General features: G+C 35.8%; 20 protein-coding genes. 10 read left to right on the top strand and 10 right to left on the bottom strand.

The genetic code is table 11. The features are described from left to right. The first annotated feature begins 3 nt into the window (after window positions 1-3). Both CUN60_RS07185 and CUN60_RS07180 read left to right on the top strand, forming a co-directional pair. Window positions 4-2,634 carry a conjugal transfer protein TraG N-terminal domain-containing protein gene (locus tag CUN60_RS07185; protein WP_102951388.1) on the top strand — a complete coding sequence of 877 codons (2,631 nt, stop codon included), beginning with the start codon at window positions 4-6 and terminating at the stop codon, window positions 2,632-2,634. 64 nt (window positions 2,635-2,698) lie between these two features. Then, on the top strand, window positions 2,699-2,932 hold the full coding sequence (locus CUN60_RS07180) for a hypothetical protein (protein WP_102951387.1): 234 nt from the start codon (window positions 2,699-2,701) through the stop codon (window positions 2,930-2,932). A 34-nt stretch (window positions 2,933-2,966) separates the two neighbouring features. Here CUN60_RS07180 and CUN60_RS07175 read toward each other — a convergent pair whose 3' ends face one another. Then, window positions 2,967-3,923 (bottom strand): exodeoxyribonuclease VII large subunit, encoded by a 957-nt coding sequence (locus CUN60_RS07175; protein WP_102951386.1) that lies wholly within the window; start codon window positions 3,921-3,923, stop codon window positions 2,967-2,969. Window positions 3,924-4,510: 587 nt separating this feature from the next. Here CUN60_RS07175 and CUN60_RS07170 point away from each other — a divergent pair. The 3 genes from CUN60_RS07170 (at window position 4,511) to CUN60_RS12930 (ending at window position 5,781) form a co-directional block, all read left to right on the top strand. Further along, entirely contained in the window at window positions 4,511-4,762 is a 252-nt protein-coding gene (locus CUN60_RS07170) for a hypothetical protein (RefSeq protein ID WP_158649336.1), read from the top strand. A gap of 67 nt (window positions 4,763-4,829) precedes the next feature. Next, window positions 4,830-5,552, top strand: coding sequence for an ATPase (locus CUN60_RS07165; RefSeq protein ID WP_102951384.1), 723 nt, complete (start codon window positions 4,830-4,832; stop codon window positions 5,550-5,552). Between the two features lie 88 nt (window positions 5,553-5,640). Beyond that, the gene (locus CUN60_RS12930; RefSeq protein WP_158649335.1) at window positions 5,641-5,781 is read left to right on the top strand and encodes a hypothetical protein; all 141 of its coding nucleotides are present in this window, start codon (window positions 5,641-5,643) and stop codon (window positions 5,779-5,781) included. Between the two features lie 144 nt (window positions 5,782-5,925). On the opposite strand, the gene CUN60_RS07160 is transcribed toward CUN60_RS12930, so the two are convergent. The 6 genes from CUN60_RS07160 to CUN60_RS07130 all read right to left on the bottom strand — a co-directional run bounded on the left by CUN60_RS07160 (window position 5,926) and on the right by CUN60_RS07130 (window position 13,797). After that, window positions 5,926-6,243: a DUF4156 domain-containing protein gene (locus tag CUN60_RS07160; protein ID WP_102951383.1), complete on the bottom strand. Its 318-nt coding sequence runs from the start codon at window positions 6,241-6,243 to the stop codon at window positions 5,926-5,928. A 277-nt stretch (window positions 6,244-6,520) separates the two neighbouring features. Then, window positions 6,521-7,921: an efflux transporter outer membrane subunit gene (locus tag CUN60_RS07150; RefSeq protein ID WP_102951381.1), complete on the bottom strand. Its 1,401-nt coding sequence runs from the start codon at window positions 7,919-7,921 to the stop codon at window positions 6,521-6,523. Next, the gene (locus tag CUN60_RS07145; RefSeq protein ID WP_102951380.1) at window positions 7,908-11,033 is read right to left on the bottom strand and encodes an efflux RND transporter permease subunit; all 3,126 of its coding nucleotides are present in this window, start codon (window positions 11,031-11,033) and stop codon (window positions 7,908-7,910) included. Before CUN60_RS07145 ends, CUN60_RS07150 begins: the two co-directional genes overlap by 14 nt. Further along, window positions 11,026-12,777 (bottom strand): efflux RND transporter periplasmic adaptor subunit, encoded by a 1,752-nt coding sequence (locus CUN60_RS07140; RefSeq protein ID WP_102951379.1) that lies wholly within the window; start codon window positions 12,775-12,777, stop codon window positions 11,026-11,028. The genes CUN60_RS07145 and CUN60_RS07140 overlap by 8 nt, the downstream gene beginning before the upstream one ends. Window positions 12,778-12,821: 44 nt before the next feature. After that, on the bottom strand, window positions 12,822-13,013 hold the full coding sequence (locus CUN60_RS07135) for a hypothetical protein (protein WP_102951378.1): 192 nt from the start codon (window positions 13,011-13,013) through the stop codon (window positions 12,822-12,824). Between the two features lie 19 nt (window positions 13,014-13,032). Further along, window positions 13,033-13,797 carry a MauE/DoxX family redox-associated membrane protein gene (locus tag CUN60_RS07130; RefSeq protein WP_102951377.1) on the bottom strand — a complete coding sequence of 255 codons (765 nt, stop codon included), beginning with the start codon at window positions 13,795-13,797 and terminating at the stop codon, window positions 13,033-13,035. 46 nt (window positions 13,798-13,843) lie between these two features. On the opposite strand from CUN60_RS07130, the gene CUN60_RS07125 reads away from it, so the two are divergent. Continuing rightward, a complete protein-coding gene (locus tag CUN60_RS07125) occupies window positions 13,844-14,128 on the top strand; it encodes a metal-sensitive transcriptional regulator (protein ID WP_102951376.1) in 285 nt (94 codons plus the stop codon). Between the two features lie 4 nt (window positions 14,129-14,132). Here CUN60_RS07125 and CUN60_RS07120 read toward each other — a convergent pair whose 3' ends face one another. Continuing rightward, the gene (locus CUN60_RS07120) at window positions 14,133-14,759 is read right to left on the bottom strand and encodes a recombinase family protein (RefSeq protein WP_102951375.1); all 627 of its coding nucleotides are present in this window, start codon (window positions 14,757-14,759) and stop codon (window positions 14,133-14,135) included. Between the two features lie 134 nt (window positions 14,760-14,893). Here CUN60_RS07120 and CUN60_RS07115 point away from each other — a divergent pair, with 134 nt between their 5' ends. Continuing rightward, window positions 14,894-17,893, top strand: coding sequence for a Tn3 family transposase (locus CUN60_RS07115; protein WP_102951374.1), 3,000 nt, complete (start codon window positions 14,894-14,896; stop codon window positions 17,891-17,893). A 48-nt stretch (window positions 17,894-17,941) separates the two neighbouring features. Continuing rightward, window positions 17,942-18,094: a hypothetical protein gene (locus CUN60_RS12925; protein ID WP_158649334.1), complete on the top strand. Its 153-nt coding sequence runs from the start codon at window positions 17,942-17,944 to the stop codon at window positions 18,092-18,094. A gap of 32 nt (window positions 18,095-18,126) precedes the next feature. Here the strand turns inward: CUN60_RS12925 and CUN60_RS07110 are convergent, their stop codons facing one another. Together CUN60_RS07110 and CUN60_RS07105 are read right to left on the bottom strand one after the other, a co-directional pair. Further along, window positions 18,127-18,684, bottom strand: a complete 558-nt coding sequence (locus tag CUN60_RS07110; RefSeq protein ID WP_102951373.1) for a recombinase family protein — start codon at window positions 18,682-18,684, stop codon at window positions 18,127-18,129. Continuing rightward, window positions 18,677-18,964, bottom strand: a complete 288-nt coding sequence (locus CUN60_RS07105) for a WGR domain-containing protein (RefSeq protein ID WP_102951372.1) — start codon at window positions 18,962-18,964, stop codon at window positions 18,677-18,679. Before CUN60_RS07105 ends, CUN60_RS07110 begins: the two co-directional genes overlap by 8 nt. Window positions 18,965-19,366: 402 nt before the next feature. Between CUN60_RS07105 and CUN60_RS07100 the strand changes: the two genes are divergently transcribed. Then, on the top strand, window positions 19,367-20,647 hold the full coding sequence (locus tag CUN60_RS07100) for a hypothetical protein (protein WP_102951371.1): 1,281 nt from the start codon (window positions 19,367-19,369) through the stop codon (window positions 20,645-20,647). Window positions 20,648-20,667: 20 nt separating this feature from the next. After that, complete coding sequence (locus CUN60_RS07095) at window positions 20,668-21,711, top strand: hypothetical protein (protein WP_102951370.1); 1,044 nt, start codon at window positions 20,668-20,670, stop codon at window positions 21,709-21,711. Window positions 21,712-21,846 lie beyond the last annotated feature (135 nt).

Genomic DNA, 21,846 nt, shown 5'->3' with positions numbered 1-21,846 from the left:
AAAATGACACCAATTATTTATACTTTTGGCGGTGGGCAATATCTCAATAGCTTATTTGAGAGTATGTCTATGCTCTTTGACTTTTCTCAAAACAGTGCCTTGATCTGGTTATTTAGAACAGCAGCACTACTAGGCGTTATTATAGTGGTGCTTCAGGCTTTTTCTGTACGTAGTGCTACTGGTGCAGCAGCAACTATTGACTGGGTCTATTTTGTGCGGTTTACCTTAATCTGGTTTATCTTCATAGTACCCAGATCAGATGTAGAAATCCAGGATCTGACAACTAAAGCCACCTATAAGGTAAGTAATGCTCCCTGGTCATTAAGTATTATTGGCTGGTTTACTTCCAATCTGGGAATAGGTCTGGTCGATATTTATGAAAACGTCCTTGGTGGTGGGATGAATCCAGTAGAACGCTATAGCGGCAATGGACTAGGTTTTGGCTCCAGTTATTACAATGTACTACCACATGTGGCCAGATTTGATAGTAAGTCGATGGAATATGTATCACCATTTATCAGTGAATGCCTGATACCTGCAGTTACACCATTAAACGCTCGCTGGAGCGGTATGACCAAAAATGATTTGTTATCAACTCCAGATTATGAGGGAGCAATAAGTCATCTAAATACTAATTTTCTTAAAAACCGTTATGTCTACGTAGGAGATAAGTCAGTAACCTGTTATGACTTGCGGGAACAGTTAAAGAACTCTTTTGTACCTAATGGCGACAGAGTTATAAATACATTGGGTATCGCCAGCTGGCAAGTGATTAATGATCTGGATCATGACTTTATTAGCCAAGCTACTACCCAGTCAGCTAATTCATTACGTCAGGCAATGATGATTAATGCCATTCAGGCTACTGCCCAATCAATGGCTGTCGCTAATAACGATCCATCCCTTGCCGATGCATTAACTTCTGCCCAGGCACAGCAACAACAAATCAGTGCCTGGCGCCAAGGAAGCCAGTTTGCCTCAGTTGGGATGGTTTGGCTGCATATAGTAGCGGAATGTATGATTTATGCCTTGTTTCCATTGCTTTGTTTTCTGTTTCTGCTGCCGGTTGGCTGGAATGTGATATTTGACTATATCAAGGTAATGTTTTGGATTCAAGTGTGGCCAATCATGTATGCAGTATTGAATTCAATTATAGCGGTTTATGCTACCTCAAAGAGCCAGGCACTGGCGCAGGCATACTCTGGTATGTCACTGGATAATTTCTACCAGATCTCGGATTTAAATGGTGGGGTAGTGGCAGCTGCTGGTTATATCTCTACGCTAATACCGGTTTTATCCTGGATACTAATGCAAAAAGGAGCTGCATCCTTATCCAATATTGCTGGAGCATTCCAGGGGTCATTTAACGGTACCGCAGAAAATGCTGGTAAACAGGAAGCGCTGGGAAATATGGACATTAATCGGGTAAGCGTGAAAAACACCGATACGGCCGGACAAAGTCGTGACGGATTACAAACAGATACACATGTTGGCACAACTGGTAGTACCACCAACGTAGGTGGATATGAAACGGTTCAATCCAGAGCAATGGATAACAAGATCATCACATCTGTTGATTATGCTAAAACTGCACAAAGTCAAATCTCCAATATGGTGCAATCAGTTCATCAAAGAGCCGGGCAGGAAGCACAGCAATGGCAGAAGATGTCTCAAACATTCCATAATGCTGCTGTAAATACAAGTGGAGGGCATGGCAGTAGTAGTGGTACTGGTGGCGGTGATAAAAATGTTTATGCAAAAGGAGCCGAGCTAGCAACCGATCTTGGAGTTAAGGCAGAAGCAGTAGCAAAAACTGGGGTTTCGATTCTTGGAAATGAAGCTACAATTGGTGGTGGTGTTGCAGGAAGCATGAATACCAAAGCAGCACAAGACTACAAACAAGCCTTGGATAAATATACTGACTTTGCCAATAAACATAACCTGTCAACTGATAATATGATTGGCGATGGTTTTAAATCAGCAGAAGGTCTTGCCCAGAACTCATCCAAAACTATTAGTGATGCTCTAAGTGTTAGTAGAGCACAAACCACGCTTAACTCTATGGGGGATACTGTTAAAGTTAATGGAGATAATGCCTTCGTTCAGGATCTGATGGCGCAAGGTATGACTGGCGAGCAGATTAACGATATGCAGGCACATAACCCTGGGCAATTCAACCAATTGGCGCAAAAATTTGCTGAAGAGAAATTTGTGCCACAAATATTGGGTGATACGACTAACTATAGTGTCCAGGGAGTAGATGCGGCTGCTACTGATAGAGCCATTGCTGGGCATGCCGGAAGATATGCCAATAATGGTAACATTGATAATTATACTGGCAAGGCTCAGGCTGGGGTTGATAGTGCAAGTCGGCAAATTGAGACAGATAAAAAAGCTGTATCTATCAAACATGATAATCAGGCAGATAAGTTCAATAATCATCCGGCACAAGCAATGGGTGAAAACCTAACTGAAGTTGCTGGTAATGCTGCAAATGTTGTAACTGGGGATATGGCTGGGGTTGTAAAAAAAGAAGCAGGTAAAGTTATCGACAAGAAAGGTACGGAAGCTGCTGCCCGAACTCAGGGTGGAGGAAAACTTGATAAAAGCGGTTATCCAAATTTTGATAAATAGTTAATTTGATTAGCTAATTATGATATAATTTGGTTATTAAATATTGCTTTTATTGGAGCACTGAATGAATAATACTGTGACATTAATGCTGGTTGCTGGAGCATGGATAGGGTTTATTTGGTATGCTAAGAACGTTTCAAAAAAATATAAAAAAAATTTTGGAAATTATAAGCAAGATAGAGCATTGAATGATGATAATCATTTATTTGAAAATAGCGATTCTACTTCTATGCTAAATGACATTACAGACCCTAGTTATAGTTACCTTTCTTACAATATCTATCATAAAGACAATTGATAACTAGCCCCAAAATTTGGGGCTTTTTTATTGCTTATAACACCTTAAAAGATATTATAACAATCAAGACGATCAAAAATCCAATAATCCAATTTAGCTTGGTTTCTAATTTATTATCTGGTACGCTTGTTGTCTTGGATTTATTATTGTAGTATTTAGTCTGCAATTTGTTTTTTACAACGGAGTCAAGTTGATGTACCAGATAAGTAGTTAGATAGCTGGGGGTAGCCTCAGCATGATCTGAAACAAACTCAATCAGGCAGCGATTTTCTTCATGCCCAAGACCAACTATTTTATGCATATCAATGTTGGCAAAAGCTCGACATACATCTAAATCATCAAATACCTCAAAACCATCACCACCGCCCCGAATCACTGCAAGTATGTTGTATTTATATGGATTATTTTGATTGTCTTTAAGAATGGATTGAATACAGTCCAATATTGCTGTTTTACTACTAATATTAGTTGGATAATTCTTTAGATAAATTCCCTCGCTAGGCAGTTTCTTCATGAAATCCTGAACAGAGGTGTTGGAGATGGGCTGAATTAATGCAATATTCAGCGGTTTACTAAATGGAAACGGAACTCTTTTCTTTGGAAAAGATTTTAAAACATCAATTGCACTAATGGAATCTTGTTGGGTTAACCTTGAATCAACGAGTTCCATCATTTCTGCTTTAATATTTAGTTGTAATCCTCCATTGTAAAACCCTACATAAAACTGTCCAATAATTTTTACTTTATCACTGAGTTTAAAATCAGCAAATTGTTTATCAATAGCAACTGATATTGTTGAATCTTTACTATTTGTTTCTTCTTCCGCTATTTTATAGTATAGAGTATTCTTGTACGCTTTATTGGGGATACCAACTATTACTGCTGTAGTCTCAAACAAAAATGACTGAGACTCCGGGGCATTAGTAACTAATTTTGATAAATTTCCATTGTAGAGATCAATAAGGTAGCTTAAAGGTTTATTTAATAACATGTTTTTTCCAAAATACAATAAGAAATGGCAACTATAAAGTTGCCATGATTACCCAACCACTGAGGAAAGCCCATACATTTACTAAAAAGCAAATCTCTAGCAGAATAGGCTAGAGTTAAATGGGAGTTACCATCTCCTGTATCTGGTATAATTATAACACAATTTTAAATATTTGCCTTGCCCATGAAACCAACCAAACACGATGAGTTTGTAAGAAAATGCCTTATATGGTATCAGGCTAACCCAGAAAATTTGATTCCAGTGATTCTAGCAATTAAGATGCCCACATGGATTTTGGCTATATTTTTGATAATGCATTAACTTTATAAAATTATGGGTATTGATTTACTTTATTATTTAGATGCGTTTGCCCTAGCTGTGTACATAAAGATTTGACAATAGGTTAAATTTAATACTATAATTTCAGCATAGATAGGAAAAATACAATTCATCAGGTTCTCGTCAACGTCATTTGGTGACACTAATATTGTTATCCAAATAAGCTTTTAGTAATTTGGCAAATATTAAATGGTTGACTTTTTCTTATCAGGATTCCACTTTATATTTTCAATTTAATGAGAATCACCATGAGATCAAAATTACAAATAATTATTAATGAAGATACTACACAAACTAAGCAACTTTCAAGAATTGCGTTATCAGCATCAAGAAAAGCACAAAAAGAGGCTTTACAGAATGGTACTGCTATAGTAACAGCTATCAACGGTGCTATAGTAGAGACTAAACCTGATGGTTCTAAAATAACTATTAAAGCAATTCAATCACAAAATCACAAAATAAATAACCATGAAAAAATAGTTAAATTTAAATTTAAATAAGTTTAGAGATATTAGAATTAAAAGATTAAGAATTTTTGCTGGGCCAAATGGCAGTGGTAAAAGTACAATGTTTTCAGAAATAAGAAAACATTTAAAGCCAAAACACATTGGTGTTTACATTAACCCCGATGAAATTGAAAAGTCATTTACACACACTGGTATCTTAGATTTTCGCGATTTTAGTTTAAATGCAGTTACTCTTGAAGCCTTGTTGTCATTCCTAAAAATCTCCAGTTTTTTGGAAGAATTGTTTGCTAAACAGCATTTTAATGCTTGTAACTTAACTGATTTTAAAATAGTAGACGATTGTTTACATATACCTATCCATTTTAGAGACTCTTACTTTGCCTCAATTATTTCAGATTTCATTAGGACTCAACTAATGCTGAATGGTAGTACGTTGACTTTTGAAAGCGTAATGAGTTCAACAGATAAAATTCATATTTTGCAAAAAGCAAAAGAGCTTGGTTATAGAGTATATCTTTATTATATTTCAACTGTAGACCCTCAAATAAACATTGGAAGAGTGGCTAGTAGAGTAGCTATGAATGGTCATAATGTAGCACAAGATAAAATTATTTCCCGTTATTTTAAATCATTAGAAAACCTTTTTGATGCTGCTAAATTTAGCTATCGAGCATATTTTTTTGATAATTCTGAAAATTTAAAATTAATAGCTCAATTATCAATTGATGAAAGAACAGAGGAGTTTGAACTTGAATTTACTGATGAAACTAGACCAGATTGGTTACAGAAGTATTTCTTGGATAAAATCAATAAAAATGGTTAGGGGCTACTTCAAACATTAAATATCTATACCACTTTAGTAGATTCACTAGATACTACTTACTATTAGTATTTTCAATCGTGATTTACCAATGGAACGACATCTAATTACTTATTGTAAATTATTACAACAATTACCAGATTATGGAGATGAACTTATGACTTATGCTGAAGAATTACGTAGAGAAGGTAGGAAACTTGGGGTGCCATTCCCAAACCGCAGATTTTTTTGATATTATGCTATAACTATTGCCATACATAAATTATAGCAATAGCTCAACTATATCTTTGTATGATTGGCTCCATTGGGTCAAATCCAACATAAAGTAACGTTAATCACTTATTAATCAATACTCTAACTATTGCAATGAACTTTATTATTGTAACTGTTGTAATTCTGAAGTTGGACATAAATATGCTTTGCCACCATCTAATGACGAGTTCATTTCAACATAATTAGCACCAAGAACTTTTGCCCTATTTATATGAAGCTGAGAAATATTTTTCCCAAGATGAACGTTAGCTTCTGAAGTAAAAGTTTCATGTGGCCCATATACCTCACCGATATACTTACAGTTTTTAGGTGCTTTAATGGTTGACATATAAACCACGGTATCTGATTTATTAGGAGCTTTATCGGAAGAGCAAGCACTTAGAATTGTTAAAACAATTAATGGAACAAGTAATTTTTTCATTTTAAATCCTATCAATTTATTACATTTTATGTTCTATACATGTGTTTGATTCATGTAAATATTTCGAGATGCTTTGAGCAATTCCCAAAATTACAAAAACACACACGATTATTGCCAACAATTTTAAAACTAACAATTTTTTATTACTTTCCAAACTGACTTTATTAATGCCAGTAAGATAACCTACTAAGTACCCACAAAAGGCGATAGTAATTAACAATAATGTTAGGTGTAGTTCCATTGTACTTGTAGACATAGATTACCTTTTATTTTATGTTTATTTTGTTAATTGATTTATTGTGGTTGTTACAGCATAACCTCCACCTAAATCTTGATATAAAACCACGATAGCTAATAATTTATCTAATTTACTTTGGGTTAAAGCAATTTGTGCTTGTTGTAATCCAAGCTGACACTCTAAAACCGCAGTATAATTACTTAAACCATTTTGAAATTGAACTATTTCATTATTGCATCCTTGCGCTAAGCTAAGGTTGGCATGGGCAAAATCATCATAACGTTTAGCGTAAAGGCGATGAGCCGATAAATCATTTTCAACATCACGTAAAGCTTTTCGTACCGTTTGTTCATAAGTATAGTAATCTTTTGAGTATTGGGCTTTGCTGGAATCAATTTGCCCATAAGCCTTTGGATTAAGTAGCGGTACATTTAAGTAAGCTTCCCCCATATTCATGCCCATTGGATTACCAATTCCACTAGCTGTTGGTGAGGTAGCCGCTACGAAATCATCCAATTGGATTGAAGGCAATAAATTTGAATAAGCTAATCCTACTCCAGCATTGCTGGCTTTTAATTGTTCTTCTGCAGCCCTTACATCTGGGCGGTTAGCAAGCACTGTAGCGGGTAAGCTACCTGGAGCTATGCTATTAGCATTTAGTTTATCAAAAGAAGTTAATAAATCAAGCTTGCCTGGGTTTTGGTTAGTTAGATAGCGTAGGGCATTCTGGCTAACTGAGATATTATTTTCTAAAGTTGATAGCTGCGCTTCGGTTTGCATTACATCACTAGCTGCATTTGATACTGTTTTGGCATCAGCTAAGCCTAGCTCAAATTGTTTGCGATAGGCTATTTCACGCTCTTTATATATTTTTAATAATTCTTGCGTTAATTGTAACTGGCGTTTCTGGCTAGCTAAAGTAAAGTAGCTGCTGGCAGCTTGGCCAATTATAGTTAGTCTGGCGCTATCCGTTGCGTATTTGGAAACTTCTAGCTGATGTTTAGCTTGTTCCTGGGCTTTAATCTGACTAAATATGTTTAGCGTATAACTAGGAAATAAGCCTAGGAAATACCCAGGATTATTAAATGCCCACATCTGGCTAAAACCTAGAACTACCGGAATATTCGGAATCCAACCAAACTGTACTTGTTTTAATTGTCCTTGGGCATTGGCTAAATTAGCCATTGCAATCTTAATATCATTATTATTAAGTAAAGCACTTTCAATAATTTGATTTAGACTCGGGTCATCAAATTGCTTCCACCATTTTAATTCTGCTAAGCTTTCAGCCTGGTTTATTGCTGTCATATTCAAATCTTCGTCACTTTTATTCCAGGTACTCGGTACTCCCAAATCAGGTTTAGTGTATGGCTGGCTAAATATTGAACAGCTTGCTAAGGTTATTGCTGGAATTAACCACAGTAAATTATTTTTTTGCATTTTGATATTGATTCCACACTAAGTAAACACAAGGAATAACTAGCAGCGTTAAAATAGTACTACTAACCATGCCGCCTATCATTGGAGCGGCAATATGGCTTATTACCTCTGAGCCGGTACCGCCAAACAACATTATTGGTAATAGCCCACCAATAATTGCGCAAACAGTCATTATTTTGGGCCTTAAACGTAATAAACTTCCTTCCATTACCGCTAATTTAATATCAGCATTAGTTAATTTCCGGTTTTCTTGTTGTGCAATGCAGCGCCGTTCTTCTAAAGCATGGTTTAGGTAGACTAGCATAATTACCCCAGTTTCAGCAGCTACCCCGCTCAAGGCAATAAATCCAACACTAACCGCAACGGATAAGTTGTAACCAAGTAAATAGACAATCCAGATTCCGCCACCTAAGGCAAACGGTAGAGAGAATAGAATCATTAATACTTCAGTTAACCGCCCGAAACAGAAGTAAAGCAATAGAGCAATAATAACTAAAGTTATGGGGGCTGCATAAGCTAATCGTTCTTTGGCTCTTTCCATATATTCATACTGCCCTGACCAAGCAATGGAGTAGCCAGCCGGAAGTTTTACTTGACTAGCAATTACTTGCTGTGCGGTTTTAACATAGCCTGCTAGGTCTGAACCATTTATATCAATATAAACTAATCCATCAAGCTTGGCATTTTCACTTCTAATCATATCCGGGCCATTATCAATCTGGATTTGAGCAATTTCACCAAGTGGTACGGTTGCGCCAGACGGGGTAACTAATGGCAGCCATTTTAGCTTATTAATAGAATCACGAATCTCGCGAGGATAACGGATATTAATTGGATAACGCTCACGTCCTTCAATGGTCTGACTTACATTTTCACCGCCAATTGCTGATTGAATAATGGTTTGAACATCAGCTATATTTAATCCATAACGGGCAGCTGCCTCCCGATTGATATTAATTGTTATATAGCGCCCACCGCTAACCCGTTCGGCATAGACCGTAGAAGTCCCTGGCAATTTTTTGATAACAACTTCTATTTGTTTTCCCAGTTTTTGGACAACACTTAAATCTGGGCCAAAGATTTTTATGCCAATTGGCGTTTTAATTCCAGTTGAAAGCATGTCAATCCGAGTGCGGATTGGCATTACCCAGGCATTACTTAGTCCTGGAAGCTTAACTTTGCTATCTAGTTCAGCTATAATTTTATCCATCGTCATGCCTTTGCGCCATTCACTTTGTGGTTTCAGTTGAATTATAGTTTCAAACATAGATAATTGTGCTGGATCAGTCGCTGTTTCCGCACGCCCTGCTTTACCAAATACCGACTTAACTTCAGGTACTGCGGTAATTAATTTATCGGTACGTTGTAAAATAGTTCTGGCGTCATTAATCGAAATTCCTGGTAAGGTAGTTGGCATATATAAAATATCACCTTCATTTAATGAAGGCATAAATTCCTTACCTAACTGAGTTAATGGCCATAAACCAATACCAACCAAGATTAACGCAATAACTAAGATTAATTTAGGCTTATTTAAGGCATGATTAATAAAAGGTTTGTAAATGACCTGTAAGAACTTATTAATCGGATTTTTATGTTCCGGGACTATTTTGCCACGAATGAACCAACCCATTAGTACTGGCACCAATGAGATAGATAAAAATGCCGCGGTTGCCATTGAATAAGTTTTAGTAAATGCCAATGGGTCAAAAAGTTTACCTTCCTGACCTTGCAAAGTAAAAATTGGTAAAAAACTAAAAGTAATGATCAATAATGAGAAAAACAATGGTGGAGCAACTTCATAACATGCTTCACGAATAACGTCCCAACGATTATTCTCATTAACCTCAGTTTTTTCAAAATGTTTATGTACATTTTCCACCATTACTACAGCAGCATCAACCATTGCCCCCACGGCAATGGCAATCCCGCCAAGAGACATAATATTGGCATTAATTCCCTGGAAACGCATGATTACTAATGCCATTAAAATACCAATCGGTAGGCTTATAATAATTACTAATGCCGAACGTAAATGAAATAGGAATAATACACAAATTAGTGAAACCAAGATAAATTCTTCAACCAGTTTATCCTTTAATGTGGCGATTGCGCGTTCAATTAACCCGGAACGGTCATAAGTAGGTATTATTTCAACCCCTTGAGGTAGGCCTGCTTTTACTTGCTCTAATTTAGCTTTTACATTCTCAATCGTTTGCATAGCATTTTGATTAGAACGCATGACAATAACACCGCCAACTACCTCACCTTGACCATTTAATTCAGCAACACCACGTCTTGCCTGTGGTCCTAATTGTACTCTTGCTACATCTTTAAGTAAAATTGGCGTTCCATTACTGCCACTACTTAACGGAATGTTTTGGATATCCTGTAACTTACGAATAAATCCGCTTGAGCGTATCATATATTCTGCATCACCCATTTCGACTACTGAGCCACCACCATCACTGTTGCCAGCTTGAATTGCAGTTTGTACCTGGGCTAAAGTTAAGCCATAAGCCCGTAATTTATCCGGGTCAACCACTACTTGATATTGTTTTACCATCCCACCAATGGTAGCCACTTCAGCCACCCCTGGTACTTTTTGTAATTCAAATTTAAGAAACCAATTTTGTAAACTGGTTAATTGCCATAAGTCATGTTGGTTACTTTTATCAACCAAAGCATACTCATAAACCCAGCCTACACCAGTTGCGTCCGGGCCTAATGATACTTGTACTTGTTTCGGTAATTTACTACTAATTTGGCTTAAATACTCTAAAACTCGAGACCTAGCCCAATATAAGTCAGTTCCATCCTTAAAGATGATATAGACATAAGATACCCCAAACCCTGAAATACCGCGTACTAATTCAGCACCTGGTACTGCTAGCATAGCCGTAGTCAAAGGATAGGTAACTTGGTCTTCTACGACATTAGGCGCCTGCCCAGGATAATCAGCTTGAATTATTACCTGAACATCGGATAAATCAGGAATGGCATCAACAGTAGTTTGTTTAGCATAAAAAATGCCTAATACAATAAATAATAATGTTCCAATTAATAACAAAAAGCGATACTGAATTGACCAATTAATAATTTTTTTAATCATGCTGGCCACCGCTATCTAATTTATCAACAGCTGAATTTAAGTTAGCTTCTGAATCAAGCATAAATTCACCAGATTTAACTACTGATTCACCTAGATTTAGCCCGGATGTGACTTCAATTTGTCCATTAGTCTCATCGCCAAGAGTTACTTTACGTACTTGAAATATACCATTACCTAAGGCAACAATTACGCGATTACCATTTGGATCTCTTATTACTGCCTCTTCTGGGATACTTAGTTTACCAACTTTAGAGCTAGTAGCAATTGTAATATTGCCATACATATTCGGCTTTAATACTAAGCCAGGATTATCAAAGCGTAACCTGGCTTTTAAAGTACGGGTTTGTGCATCAATCTGCGGATAGATATATTCCACTGTACCTTGCCAAGTTTTATCTGGGTAAGCGGTAAATTTGGCAACTGCAGCATTACCAACTTTCAGCCACCCTGCTTGTTTTTCAAAAACCGCAGCTATTAACCATACCGAAGATAAATCAACTATGCTAAATAGTTTAGTCTCTGGAGTAACATAATCCCCTTCACGGACATTTAGTTCTGCTACGATACCATTTTGTGAAGCATAGACATTAATTAGTTGACTTACAGTCTTAGTTTTTTGTAATTGCTGGATTTGAGCTTCTGAAACGTGGAAGGTAGTTAACTTTTTAAGGGCGGCCTCAGCAAGAAATTTGTTTCCACTTTGGAATGCCATTAAATACTCTTGCTCAGCATTAATTATAGTTGGTGAATATATCTGTGCCAACAATTGACCTTTCTTCACCTGAGTACTGCTACTTTTAACCGCTAAATTACGTACCCAACCATTAGTATAAGAAGTAACATAAGCAATTTTGTTTTCATCAGATTCAACATAGGCATAAGTAGCAATTTGGTCGGCTAGGCTACCATTTATCACTGGTGCAGTTACTACTCCAAGATTATCCACATAACCTTGGGGCAGCTTGATACTGTTTTTAGGTTGATTATCGTCTTTGGCTTTGGGATAGACTGGTACTAATTCCATACCCATTGCCGATTTACCAGGTTTAGGATAATGTACACTTGGTTCCATTGGGTCAATCCAATATAACGGAGTTTTTGCGTTAGATGTATCGTTTTTATTATCCTGGCTAGGCTTCTTTTCATGCTCCTCAGCTTGATCTTCATGGTCATGCCCCATATCCATATTACTCATGTCATGGTCTGCAGATTGCCCGGATGTTTTATTCCCATGATGATGGTTATGGGTTAACTGCATATCTGGCGTTTGGGCTTTAATTACTCCAATACCATAGCGGTATACCACTTCAGCACCCAAATAACCAGTTGCTAATACGGAGATTTGAGTAATGAATAATAAAGTTATTAGAATATAATTGAAATCAAGCTTTTTGCGATATTGGATGAGGGATAAGCTTACAGATAATAGAATAAGAATAAATGAAATAACGGCAGAATTTCGATGTGTCTGCATAGCCTGGTGTCCAGCTTCATCATGAAGCACTGTATAGTAGGCATGTAACCCAGCTAATACAGTTAAAATGCTAAATATTCCAGCTAACCACAAACACCACCGCCCCACAATAGCTATTTCATTTAATATTGTGCTTCGCTCAAAGCGTAAGTTACCAATTAAGTACAGCACATGAAAAATAAAGGATACACTTACCATAGCTATAGTAAAGTGCACCAGAATTGGATGAATATTGGGGATAATGGAAAACTGTTTTAATGCGGTTAGCATGGATAAAACCTTATAAAATCAATCAATAATTAGCATCGCTAACGTTATTTTTGAGAAGCTGCATTGCTAGCACTCTTTTTGCTATTATGCTTCATCTTAGCGTGTGCGCTACTGGATATTCCTTTCATATTTGACATATCCATATTACTCATGTCCATGCCATTCATATTATCCGCTGCCCACGCTAGGCTAATCGTACCAGCTAGAATAATTACTAGTTTTTTAAATGATTTCATGAAAAACTCCTATTTAAAATTAGAAATAAATTATTTGTAATACCATAACCAATGCCATGATTGTCATTAACAAGTCTTCAATAATAGCAATACTTCCTAGCGGCACCTTTAAGAAAGTACCAACGCAGGCACAGTAAAACTTCTGCTTTGAAAATTTAGCGTTAATTACACCAATACTGGAAATTAGCATTAGCACAAATACCACCAAATTAAAATATAGGTATTGAGGAAATATCAAGTACCCGAAGCCAAACCCAAGCTCTATAAAGGGATAAATATAACCATAGCGATAAAATTTCTTGGCGATTAAATCGTAAGATGAGTATCCCCCGGCAAAACCTTCTAAATCAAGTAGCTTAAAAAATGAAAAGACTAGAAAGAAACTTGCCATAAAATTAGCCATAAAACTGCCCAATTGCATGTTATTAGCACTAATCACAAGATTCACCAAAACTAAATAAGCAAAAATCATATAGATTGGCTTATAGGATGGTTTATCTTCATGGTTTATTGGCACCGCCTGGGTATTATCTTCCGAAAGTTCACTTACTGAATAATTGCCGATTGTAGCTAAGGATATATTCAACTGTTTGACGTCTGTTGGAAGAACAATTTCAAACTCTATTATGCTGTTATTTTTGCTAAAATTTATATTGGTAGCACTCAATTCATTAGTTAGTACTGTGCTAATTTTTTGAATACAGCTTGCACAGCTTATACCGCGAATAGAGAATTTATAGTTCATTTTATAACCATCATAATTAATTCGTTGTGCTAAAATCATGTTAATATACTCCCCGGTAGTATATCACATTAAAATGGAATTGCAAATGAAAAATGAAAAGAAACACCCAAATCATATAACAGAGCTTGGTAAAATCAATCGAGCCATAGGACAGCTTGAGGGAGTAAAAAAGATGGTTGAAGAAAACCGTTACTGTGTTGAAATACTGCAACAATTAAAAGCGGCGCGTTCCGCAATTAAAAATATTGAGCAAAATGTATTAAAGAAACATATGCAGATGTGTTTATTAAAAGCAGCCAAGAGTCAGGATGAAGAAGAAATATTAACTAAAATTGAAGAACTGCAAAATATTATCAAAAACTATAACTAAACCATTAGCGTTTTTTTATAGTGTCAAAAATATGCCGTTTATTGATGTATGTAGTCAGACCTATATGGTTGTTGTACCCTAAATATTGTGCGATTTTTCTTATTGACAATCCAAGAGCCAACAATTCCTTGATTTTTTCGAGGTCTTTATCAAATTTGCTCTTTTGAATCGTTCCTTTGGGCTTGCCAAGCTGGATCCCTTGACTTTTCTTACTTGCGAGAGCTTCTTTTGTTCGTAAACTAATTAAGTCTCGTTCAAGCTCAGCAAATAGAGAAAATAATGCTGTAATAATTTTCGAATTCATGTCGTGTTGCTTAATATCAAGATTTTGCTTAATTGCTATAACCCGAACTTGCTTCTTAATTAACGCATTAATTAGTCCAATAATTTCAGCAGTGCTTCGGCCAAGCCGGCTTAATTCAGTAACAATAAGAGTATCTGCATCATTTAAAGTTGACACCATCTCATCAATACGCCTATCCTTGCTGGTTTTTCTGCTTGATATCGTTATTTGGATAAAATCATCAACTTCAAGATGATTTTTGCGAGCGTATTCTAGAATTTCCAGTTTCTGATTATTCAAATCCTGTTTATCCGTAGAAGCACGCAGATAAGCGATAATTTTAGCCATTTTGAGTCACTGTTAAGTATTAACCTATAAATTGATATAAAATTATACAATATTTCATATAGATAAGAATTGTATCACATCAACAAACCAGCTGTATAATAACGATCGTTATTAATTATACATTAACAGGTAATATGAAGCATAAACCTAATGAGCATTTAGAAGTATTAACTACAGCTGAGCAGGCTGCTTATTATGAACCTCCAGACTTCAATGAAGAGCAGCACTACGAATTCCTAACATTGAGCCAAAATGAGCTGGATTTAGTAATGAGCCGTGGTTCATGGAGTGCCCGAGCGTATTGCTGTTTGCAAATGGCGTATTTTAAAGCAGTAAATCTATTCTTTAAGGTTACCTGGAGTGATGTGAGCAATAAAACTGTTTCATTTATTCTAGAGCAATATTTTTATGACCAAAAAATCAAGCTAAGTAAAATCACAGATTACGAATACTATACTCAATGTACTGCTATAGCTCAACTATATGGCTTTCAGATGTGGGAATCTCAGTTTAGTGACCATTTGCTGAATAAAGCTAATGAATTGGTAAAGCTTAACGTTAATCAGCAATTTATTGCTTTGGAGCTATTAACATGCCTCAAACAGCAAAAAATTATTCGCCCACAATATACAACGCTTCAAGGGATTGTAATTACAGCAATTAATTCCGAGAAATTCAGAATTAGCAATTTACTTATTGAGCAAATTACTCCAGAGGAAAGTAAGTTAATTTTGGCACTAGTAAGCAATGAGCGTACACTTAGTGACTTAGCTGCAATAAAGCAGGATGCTAAGGATTTTAAACCACGCATGATGCTGCAGGAATGCCGTAAGTTAAATATAATGCACCCGATTTACCTGATTACCAAAAGAATACTACCAGAGTTATCTATTTCAAAAAACAATATCAGTAATTATGGTACATTCATCCATTATTATTCAGCCTATGATTTGCGACAACATATAAAAGTCGAGCAAAGCTATCTATATATCTTATGCTATATACATCAACGTTTTCAACAGATAATTGATAATTTAATCATTGCTTTTGGTTATCACCAGCGCCATGCTCAAGATAAAGTAGGTGAAATAAATAAGCAAGCAATTGCGGCTAATGCAATTGAACAAAGCGCAGGCATGAATCATATGAAGCAACTTGTAAGGTTTTATGTAGATGAAAGCCTTTCGGATGAGCTAAGTTTTGGTGACATTCGCCAAAAGGCTTTTAACATTTTAGATAAGCAGGCAATTATCAAATGCATCTCCGAGGACTCATCTGCTGTAGATAATATGATTTATTGGGAAAGTGTAGATAAGGTAGCTACCTATTTAAAATCTAATATTCGTTGTTTGATCCAAAACCTGGAATTCTCTAGCATAAAAGAAGAGCTATCAGAAGCAATTAACTGGCTAAAAAACTTGAAGATCAAACACAATATAACAATTTTTCCAAATTTACCACCTCGATTGCTACCTTATTTAACCAGGAAAGTCAATGACCAAACAGTACTTGTCCTGAACCGTTATGAATATTGGGTATACCGTAAAATACAGGACTCAATAACCTCAGGGGATACTTATTTTAAAGACTCTTTGCTATACCGCAATTTAAGCGATGAACTGGTAGCAAAAGATAAGAAAGATGCTATTCGTCAGAAACTTACTGCTGAAACTGCTAAAAAGCCCATATCTAAGCAACTTGATGAATTACTTGCTAAATCTAACCAGTTATGGAAAAAATTTCATAAGTTATATCGTCAGGGTAAGCTAAAACACCTATATTATGACGAAAAAACTAAAAAACTGCACATGAAGCGCTCAGCCTTACCAAAACAAGATAAAATTGAGCATTCACTTTATGAGCATTTTCCATTTCAGGATATAGTCAATGTTATTAAAACAGTTCATAAAGAATGTAGATTTCTGGACAGCTTCAGTCATGTCCAGCCTCGTTATGTAAAGTCAGAAGCCAATCTTGATCATTTAATAGCCTGTATCCTGGCTCAAGGAATGAATAGCGGCATCGCGAACATGGCAAATATCGCTAATATTCAGTATAATACTTTGCAAGACACTTACCTTGCCCGCCTTAGGCTAGCAACATTAATTGCAGCAAATGATATGATTAGTAATAGTATCTCCCAAATGTCAATTTTCCCACATTATTCATTCGAGTTTGGGATGCTACATGGAGCAGTTGATGGGCAGAAATTTAACATGGCTACCCCAACTATCAAAGCCCGGCACGGCAAGAAGTATTTTGGCAAAGGTAAAGGCGTAGTGGCATATTCATTATTATGCAACCATGTACCACTGCAAACATATTTGTTAGGTTCAAATGACCATGAAAGCTATTTTGCTTTTGATATCTGGTATAACAACTCCAGTGAAATTAATCCACAAATTCTAACCGGGGATATGCACATCTTAAATAAAGCAAACTCAGTTATAATGTATTGGTTTGATGGTGAATTATATCCACGATTTTCTAATATTGATAACCAGCTTCAACATTTATATTGCGATAAATGGCTCGATAAATATGATAATTACGATATTAAACCACGTGGTGAAATCAACCGTGAGTTAATTTTATCTGAGTCTGAGAATCTGGAACGAATAATCGCAACCTTAGGTAGTGGAGAAGTTAGCCAGGCTTCTCTAATCAAAAAACTCTGTACCTACAAGCAGGAGCATAAAACCCGGGAAGCATTATACGAATTGGATAAGCTGGTTCGGAGTAACCAAATATTACAATACCTACTGGATCCAAACATTATAAGCACTACGCATCGCTCACAAAACCGCTTGGAATCTTATCATCAATTAAGATCAGATATAGCTCAAGCGTACGGCAAAAAGCATTTGATTGGTAAAACTGATTGGGCGTTAGAAATCAGTAATCAATGTGGCCGATTAATAGCTAATGTAATAATTCATTATAACTCGATGATTTTATCCAAGTTATATGACAGGTACAAATCAGAAAATAACCAAAAAGCTTTTAAAATGCTTAAAAAGATTTCACCAATAGCCTGGCAGCATATTCATTTTCAGGGGAGATTAGTGTTTTCAGAGAGTGCAGTGATTAATTTGGATGAGATTGTTAAAAACATTGAATTAGCTATAAGATAATAGTGGCAATGCTTTCATGTAAATTTCAAAAAAATCTGCGGTTTGGGAATGGCACCCCAACTTGGTAAACAAGAGGGTAGACAGGAAGGTAAGCAAGAAGCCATTAATGAGATAGCTAATAAAATGCTGAAAGAAGGCGAGCCAGCTGAAAAAGTATCAAGGCTGCTTGGCATTCCTCTTGATAAATTGCAAAAAAATTAATATAAAGCTCCAGCTTGGTCTGGAGCTTTTAATTATGATCTCAAATACCGATAGACACTATCCCGTGAAATGCCAAATTTTCTGGCAATATCAATCTTTTTATAACGTTCAGTAGCCATCTGTTTTAATTCTTGGATTTGTTCCTGAGTAAGTCGTTTTCCACGATTCCCATATTTACCAGCTTTTTTAGCGATGGCAATCCCTTCTTTTTGTCTCTCCCGGATTAGCGCACGTTCAAATTCAGCAAAAGCCCCCATGACTGATAAGAGTAGGGTAGACATAGGACTAGCTTCGCCAGTAAAGACCAAGTTTTCTTTCATAAACTTAATAATCACACCCTTTGTGGTTAGGGTATTAACCAGTTTTCGTAAATCATCCAGGTTTCTGGCCAGCCTATCCATTGAGTGAACAAATACAGTATCACCCTCTCGTACAAAATCAATTAGAAGTTGTAGTTGTGGACGATCGGTATCTTTGCCGGAACATTTATCTGTAAAGACTTTATCCAGTTCGACACCGTCTAACTGCCTATCTGTATTTTGATCTATTGAACTAACCCGAATATATCCAATGTTTTGTCCTTTAGCCATAAGTGGCTCCTGATACATCTTGTATTGTTTGTGGGCATAAAGTAAAAATAGTAGATGAAATAAGATTGGCGTAGATATAGCCACGTTGTCTACGCTTATGCTCACATATTTGTAATGCTTTTGATGCAGCTGATTCAGACTCAAAAGATTGGATTAGTTCCTGCCGGTGTTTATTTCCTAAGCCACCATATATTTTATGGATACACCAGGTATTAAATAAATCCAGTTCCAGACTTAGTATATAAAATCGTCTTTGAATTGGATGTATCATATAAATCATAATGACCTCTGAGTTATTTCATCTTTATATAGTTACTCACAGAAATTGTGAATAACCTAACAAAGTTTGGTTTAATTCTATAGCTTTACCGACATAATGTCAGACATAAGTCTTTGACCTTCCGCACAAAGTGTATTATTAACTAAATTCTGGCTTATATAAGACACATTTTTGGCCGGTTGCAAGTGTCTTATTTAGGCATACTTAAATAAGACATCTCGATATTTTACTAATCCAAGAAATCTAAAACATACACAGATCTGTTGATTTTTTTAAATAATAAGTATTTAAATAGCCTGTTGTATTAATTTACATGGTCATGTGTTGGTGCAACGCAACTTGTACCGTTGCATAATTTCATGATAACATTACTACTGTTAATGTTAATTAAGAAAGGTCATTATGTCTAAACAACTTTTAATTTATACCAGTATAATTACTTGTAGCTTAGTAGCAAATGTACATGCAATAATTGGTGGTGGTACTGAACCGGATCTGGTCCATATACCACAAAAAGATTATATCAGCTATTTGAAAGCCGTTGATTTATCAAAAAACTTACAGTTAGCTAAAGTTAGAGATTTTTATGTCCATTATTATTCAACCGTGATACCAGTTAAAACAGTTTACAATACTAATGATACCGTTTTCGATTGTGTAAAATTTGAAGATCAACCAAGTCTGGTTGATGCAAGCCCACAAGATAAGCAGGCTGCTATTGAAGCAGATAAAAAAATTGCAGAAGTAATGAAAGGAGAAAAAGTTACAGATGCAATTCCTACAGGTTGTCCTGCAAAAACTATTACAGTTAAAAGACCAAATGTAGAAGAGTTTCTCAAAAATGAAAATTCAATGTTTTATCGTTCTGCGCCACCTACTAAACCAGTAAATCATGGAATAACTTATTATAATGGATCATGGTGGGTAGAACCATATTTAACCTTTGATAAACGATACATAGTTGATTTAAATACTATTACTACTAATGTTAATGATGTATGGATATCTCTTGGTGGCAATGGTAACCCATATATCAGCTATAATGGTAAAGATGGTTATTACCAAAGTCACTCTCTCAATCAATTCTGGTGGACATCTAGCCCGGGAAATACCGGTAAGGGTGATGAGAATTCAATTGAGGTTGGCTGGGAAAAATTTCAGGGTGAGCCAGGGGCAATGCTGGAAACATTTGCGACTAATACAGGCTGGACATCGAGTTGGGAAGGAGGGATTTGCAAATATTTAGTAGTTTATTCCAACGCTGTCATTCAACCATGCTCACAAATCATGACCAATGTTAATTATATATTTTCCACTGCCAAGCATGTTTACCCTTATTGTCCACAGAATATAAAAAACTGTTATGTTGTTGCATTAGCAAAAAATGACAATAATGGTAATCAGACAAGTTGGTTTGATCACATTGGATATTTCGCTAAAAATGGTGGTGATTTATTTAATAAGGATCTACATTATGTTCAGGGAGGCGCTGAAGTTGTAATTGATCAAAAACATCAGACAACTATTCAAATGACCGGCACGATGTATCGATTAGGTATAAATTTTGGATTACCTTCACAATATATATTTAATACTACCAGCTATGGAGTCATGCAAGATCCTCCATTTTCAGGTACCTATACTAATGGCGCAATAGTTTTCTCCGGACAGATAACCCGTTAATTTTTGAAAGATTATACTTTATGAAAAAAATAGCTATATCAAGTTTATTATTAAGTTCGATACTTATTTCTTCTTGCAGTAGCGGTAGTTCCGGGAGTAACCCCAACACCCCCGCCCAGCAATTTGCTACAACTATAACTAGCCAAAGTATACAAATAGCAAATTCACTGCAAACATTACAACTTGCCACATTTCCAAATAAACAAAATATTGCATATTTATTGGCACATCCAAATAATGATGCCTATACACATGATCTTTATTATTTTAATGGCAATTCATGGCAACAAAATACTTTGACTTTCAAATCACAAAAATTTGATGCTTTAACTATGACCTATGCTAATAGCGGGCTTTACCTTGGTGGATCGGACGATTCTGTCAATAATGGGAAAGCTCAGTTATATTTTTATAATGGAATAACTACCCAACTAATAGAATCTAACCCATATCTTCAGCATTGTAATAATTATTGCTACATAAATGCTTTAACTACTGCCAATAACAATAGCACTATTTATACATCAGGTGTAGATGATAACGGTATTGAAATTTATATGTATGATGGTTCATGGACTATACTACCATCTGCGCCAAGAGCTACGGAAAGTGCTTTTATTGTACCATCTGATGGATATATGTACTTACTTGGCGTTAAGGCTCTTACTGTTGATAGCTATGGCAACTTATATTTGGGAGCCGCTTTTGGTGCCTATAAGGGACCATACGAAGGCTATTTGGCTAAATTCAGTAATGGAGCATGGCAGCAGGAATCTTTACCGCAACAGTTTTCTTGGTCGGTTAATGGCCTAACTTTTGTTAATAATCTGCTATATACCGCTGGTAGTAATAATGCTTATTTTGGTGCTCCATCAGCTGATTACTCAATTTCAAGCCTCTATAATACACAATGGAATCAGCTATACAGCTATACCGTTACTGAATCAAGCCAGTATGGTTCTCCATCTGGGATTTATTCGGATAGTTATGGAAATATTTATTCATTAATGGAGCAGAATGGTTTAGGTAATGTAATGACATTATCAATTCCAGCGAGTAATTAGTCTTTTAACCCTTTAAATGTGCTCATATGTCCTGTTTAATAGTTAAATATAACCTTATATTAGGTTATTAAATAGGACGTTTTTTTAACTCCAGTCTAAAACCAATCTATTTTATTAATCCAAGAAATTTAAAAC

The sequence above is a fragment of the Aquella oligotrophica genome, assembly GCF_002892535.1.
GTDB lineage: Bacteria > Pseudomonadota > Gammaproteobacteria > Burkholderiales > UBA11063 > Aquella > Aquella oligotrophica.
Note: the sequence above shows the minus strand (reverse complement) of the source record. Positions and strands in the feature narration are given on the sequence as shown.

What these genes read in the sequence shown, in the direction of transcription:
- CUN60_RS07185 (WP_102951388.1), top strand. Translation starts at nt 4, where the DNA reads ATGACACCAATTATTTATACTTTTGGCGGTGGGCAATATCTCAATAGC.
- CUN60_RS07180 (WP_102951387.1), top strand. Translation starts at nt 2,699, where the DNA reads ATGAATAATACTGTGACATTAATGCTGGTTGCTGGAGCATGGATAGGG.
- CUN60_RS07175 (WP_102951386.1), bottom strand. Translation starts at nt 3,923, where the DNA reads ATGTTATTAAATAAACCTTTAAGCTACCTTATTGATCTCTACAATGGA.
- CUN60_RS07170 (WP_158649336.1), top strand. Translation starts at nt 4,511, where the DNA reads ATGAGATCAAAATTACAAATAATTATTAATGAAGATACTACACAAACT.
- CUN60_RS07165 (WP_102951384.1), top strand. Translation starts at nt 4,830, where the DNA reads ATGTTTTCAGAAATAAGAAAACATTTAAAGCCAAAACACATTGGTGTT.
- CUN60_RS12930 (WP_158649335.1), top strand. Translation starts at nt 5,641, where the DNA reads ATGGAACGACATCTAATTACTTATTGTAAATTATTACAACAATTACCA.
- CUN60_RS07160 (WP_102951383.1), bottom strand. Translation starts at nt 6,243, where the DNA reads ATGAAAAAATTACTTGTTCCATTAATTGTTTTAACAATTCTAAGTGCT.
- CUN60_RS07150 (WP_102951381.1), bottom strand. Translation starts at nt 7,921, where the DNA reads ATGCAAAAAAATAATTTACTGTGGTTAATTCCAGCAATAACCTTAGCA.
- CUN60_RS07145 (WP_102951380.1), bottom strand. Translation starts at nt 11,033, where the DNA reads ATGATTAAAAAAATTATTAATTGGTCAATTCAGTATCGCTTTTTGTTA.
- CUN60_RS07140 (WP_102951379.1), bottom strand. Translation starts at nt 12,777, where the DNA reads ATGCTAACCGCATTAAAACAGTTTTCCATTATCCCCAATATTCATCCA.
- CUN60_RS07135 (WP_102951378.1), bottom strand. Translation starts at nt 13,013, where the DNA reads ATGAAATCATTTAAAAAACTAGTAATTATTCTAGCTGGTACGATTAGC.
- CUN60_RS07130 (WP_102951377.1), bottom strand. Translation starts at nt 13,797, where the DNA reads ATGATTTTAGCACAACGAATTAATTATGATGGTTATAAAATGAACTAT.
- CUN60_RS07125 (WP_102951376.1), top strand. Translation starts at nt 13,844, where the DNA reads ATGAAAAATGAAAAGAAACACCCAAATCATATAACAGAGCTTGGTAAA.
- CUN60_RS07120 (WP_102951375.1), bottom strand. Translation starts at nt 14,759, where the DNA reads ATGGCTAAAATTATCGCTTATCTGCGTGCTTCTACGGATAAACAGGAT.
- CUN60_RS07115 (WP_102951374.1), top strand. Translation starts at nt 14,894, where the DNA reads ATGAAGCATAAACCTAATGAGCATTTAGAAGTATTAACTACAGCTGAG.
- CUN60_RS12925 (WP_158649334.1), top strand. Translation starts at nt 17,942, where the DNA reads ATGGCACCCCAACTTGGTAAACAAGAGGGTAGACAGGAAGGTAAGCAA.
- CUN60_RS07110 (WP_102951373.1), bottom strand. Translation starts at nt 18,684, where the DNA reads ATGGCTAAAGGACAAAACATTGGATATATTCGGGTTAGTTCAATAGAT.
- CUN60_RS07105 (WP_102951372.1), bottom strand. Translation starts at nt 18,964, where the DNA reads ATGATTTATATGATACATCCAATTCAAAGACGATTTTATATACTAAGT.
- CUN60_RS07100 (WP_102951371.1), top strand. Translation starts at nt 19,367, where the DNA reads ATGTCTAAACAACTTTTAATTTATACCAGTATAATTACTTGTAGCTTA.
- CUN60_RS07095 (WP_102951370.1), top strand. Translation starts at nt 20,668, where the DNA reads ATGAAAAAAATAGCTATATCAAGTTTATTATTAAGTTCGATACTTATT.